This is a genomic window from Pseudomonas sp. ES4, from assembly GCF_050586665.1.
Classification (GTDB): Bacteria; Pseudomonadota; Gammaproteobacteria; order Pseudomonadales; family Pseudomonadaceae; genus Aquipseudomonas; species Aquipseudomonas frederiksbergensis.
In genome coordinates, this window is the sequence record NZ_JBOBDO010000051.1 from 1 (window position 1) to 2,794 (window position 2,794).

General features: G+C 48.5%; 4 protein-coding genes. All 4 read left to right on the forward strand.

Annotation, left to right across the window (positions count from 1 at the left end; all coding sequences use genetic code 11):
* A partial coding sequence (locus ACQ4OB_RS27750; RefSeq protein WP_430956861.1) for an RHS repeat domain-containing protein occupies positions 1-1,118 on the forward strand: 1,118 nt, incomplete at its 5' end.
* An 8-nt stretch (positions 1,119-1,126) separates the two neighbouring features.
* Complete coding sequence (locus ACQ4OB_RS27755; RefSeq protein WP_076028904.1) at positions 1,127-1,537, forward strand: hypothetical protein; 411 nt, start codon at positions 1,127-1,129, stop codon at positions 1,535-1,537.
* Between the two features lie 296 nt (positions 1,538-1,833).
* Positions 1,834-2,031, forward strand: coding sequence for a hypothetical protein (locus tag ACQ4OB_RS27760; protein ID WP_076028903.1), 198 nt, complete (start codon positions 1,834-1,836; stop codon positions 2,029-2,031).
* The gene (locus tag ACQ4OB_RS27765) at positions 2,031-2,447 is read left to right on the forward strand and encodes a hypothetical protein (protein ID WP_076028902.1); all 417 of its coding nucleotides are present in this window, start codon (positions 2,031-2,033) and stop codon (positions 2,445-2,447) included. The genes ACQ4OB_RS27760 and ACQ4OB_RS27765 overlap by 1 nt, the downstream gene beginning before the upstream one ends.
* Positions 2,448-2,794 lie beyond the last annotated feature (347 nt).

Consider the following 2,794-nt stretch of genomic DNA (forward strand, 5'->3'; position numbering starts at 1 on the left):
CACGCGTCACCGAGTACCGCTACGACGGCCAGCACCGCTTGGTCGGCGTCACCACCGCGGACGGCCGCAGCGCCAGCTACCGCTACGACGCCTTCGGCCGCCGCATCAGCAAAACCGTCGACGGCAAAACCACCGAATTCTTCTGGCAAGGCGACCACCTCATCGCCGAAAGCAGCCGCGAGCATTACCGCAGCTACGTCTACGAACCCGGCACATTCCGCCCGCTCGCCATGCTCGACGGCAAAGGCCCGGACCAGGCTTGCCCGTTCTACTACCAACTCGACCACCTCGGCACCCCGCAAGAACTCACCGATTACAGCGGCGACATCGTCTGGTCGGCGACGTACAACGCCTACGGCCAACTCACTCGTCTGGTGTTCGGTGGAGGAGAACAGCTTGAACAACCGTTGCGGTTTCAAGGGCAGTACTTCGACGCCGAGAGCGGCCTGCATTACAACCGGCATCGGTACTATGATCCGGAGGTGGGCCGGTACCTGACGCCCGATCCGATCAAGTTGGCGGGCGGGCTGAACCAGTACCAGTACACGCGGAATCCGACGGGGTGGGTTGATCCGTTGGGGTTGAGCGGGAGTTGTCCGCCGCCTAATAAGCTTGGGTGTGGGGCGCCGGATGATACGACTGGCGCTAGGGTTGATGAGGGTGAGCCGGCTCTGCCGAAGCCCAAGCTGAGTGCTGCGGAGCTTGCCAAGAAAGAAGTTAAAAGATTAAACGACAGTCAAGGCATGCATATGGTTGGAAAACATAGTCCAGCGGTACCAGATGCTAAGTGGAAGCAGCGTGCTATTGATGGTACGGATCCGATAACTGGTAGAAGACCTAGGCACCAACGTGGTAATCCAAGCTCCAGATTTAGCAGTTGGGAGTTGATGCTCGAGGCTTACACTCTTGCAACAACGAGGACTGAGCGAGGGCTGTCTCGATTTACGGGGAAGGACGGAGAGGATAATAACATCGTTAGAATGAGGCTTCCGGGTGCCGGGGAGGGATATATACCAAACACTAGGTCAAAGGAAAATCCAAGGCTTATTAAATTGGACGGTTTTGAAATGAAGTTTGATGATGCTGGCGTTCCTTTTACGTTATATCCGATCAAGTGAGGAAGATTATGTTTATCGATCCTGATACTCAGCAGCCATATATACCGACACCTTCATATTTTTTGGGCTGCTTCGATATTTATGATCGTGAAGAAACACTTGGAGAGGAGTTGGAGAAATTTAATCCGAATGACCCGTCGGACAGAGAGGAGCTAATACTCAAGTATTGTCTGGTTAGAAATCGTACCTATCGACACCGCTTTTTACTTTACAAGTGTTTGGAAAAGGCGCTTGAGGATAAAAACTACGACTTTCAGTCGCTTTTTAAGTACGACCCAGAGGCGTACTCCTCATTTCCCTGTGGGTGGGATGAAATGGAAAATACGAGAGCTTTTTTTGAAGATATTTATCGTTTGGCAACTATCGAGTGGAAAGAGGATTTTCAAAAGGCCAATCTTGAAGACCCAGCGAGTTGGTAAAGAGTTTTAGTGATTTTTTAGTTTAGTTGCTTCTGGCCCGTATTCTATTGTGTTCAGTTATGGTCGGCTTTTGAAAAATGATGTTATTAATACCTATTAAAAAATTGATTTCTACACTGCGAACTATGTATAAGAATTGGGCGAATGGTTCGGGTCCTGCTGTTCAGCAACAAACCACTAGCTGCGAACTTCATGGTGAGAGCGAAAGGTGGAGAGCCGTTCCGAGCTCTAAGTTTATAAGCTATAGAGCGCAGCTGAATGCTTATAATGAAGCGATGACAAGGGAGACTAGAAAAATGTCTCGTTTTACTGGGGAGGATAGTAAAGGAAATTTGTTAGTAAGAATGGAGGCTGAAAACGTAGGTCAGGGATATGAGCCTAATCCTTTAGATCCAACAAATCCGCGTTTCATTCCTCAGATGAATGCCTTTGAGATGAAATTCGACTTTGAGACACTGCAGCCTATAGCGCTTTATCCGATAGAGAAAATCTAATGCTGATGCATCCGTATCTGAATGCTCCATACAACCCAAGCCTAGGGCATTTTCTCGGCGGGTTCGATATATATGATCGCGAGGAGAGTCTTGGGGTTGAGTTGTCGGCGTACGATCCTGATTGTCCTTCAGATAGAGAGTTCTTAATATCTCGGTTTATTGTCAAGCGTTTCGCTGCGTTGAGTTATCGGCACAAATTTGTTTTGTTTTTTGTGTTGGGAGAGGCTCTTGATGGTGACTCAAGTGTTTTTTCTGAGATTTTGGAACATGATCCGATGTCCCCCTCCTTGCTCCCTCCTGGGTGGAACGAAATGAAAAATCCGCGGGCGTTTTTTGAAGATGTGTACCTCAAGTTATCCGAAGCGTGGGTTGATGATCTGTATAAAGCGAGTCAGGAGGATTTTTCAACTTGGTGAGGGTAGTACTTAACCGAGAGATAAATTTAATGCTTGGCTGTAGTGTTTGAGAATTATTGTCAATAATAAGTGAGTGTTTTCTCGGCTTTTTAATTTGTTGGTGCTTGCTTATTTGACCATGCACGATGTGAAGGGTAGCGAATTTTCTGGGCAAGATCGTCGGAAGTTTCCTTCAACTCGTAGCGGTTTCCATGAACTGGTGCGAAGTGAGCTCCATGGATAGTCTTTGGCTGTCGCTGCAAATGCAGTGGCAGGGTGTAGGAACCCTTGGAAATTCACCGCGCGTCAACGCTGTCGTTTGATTGCGGCACTTTATTTGTGTCCGTAAGATCGTTCGCGGCGGCTGT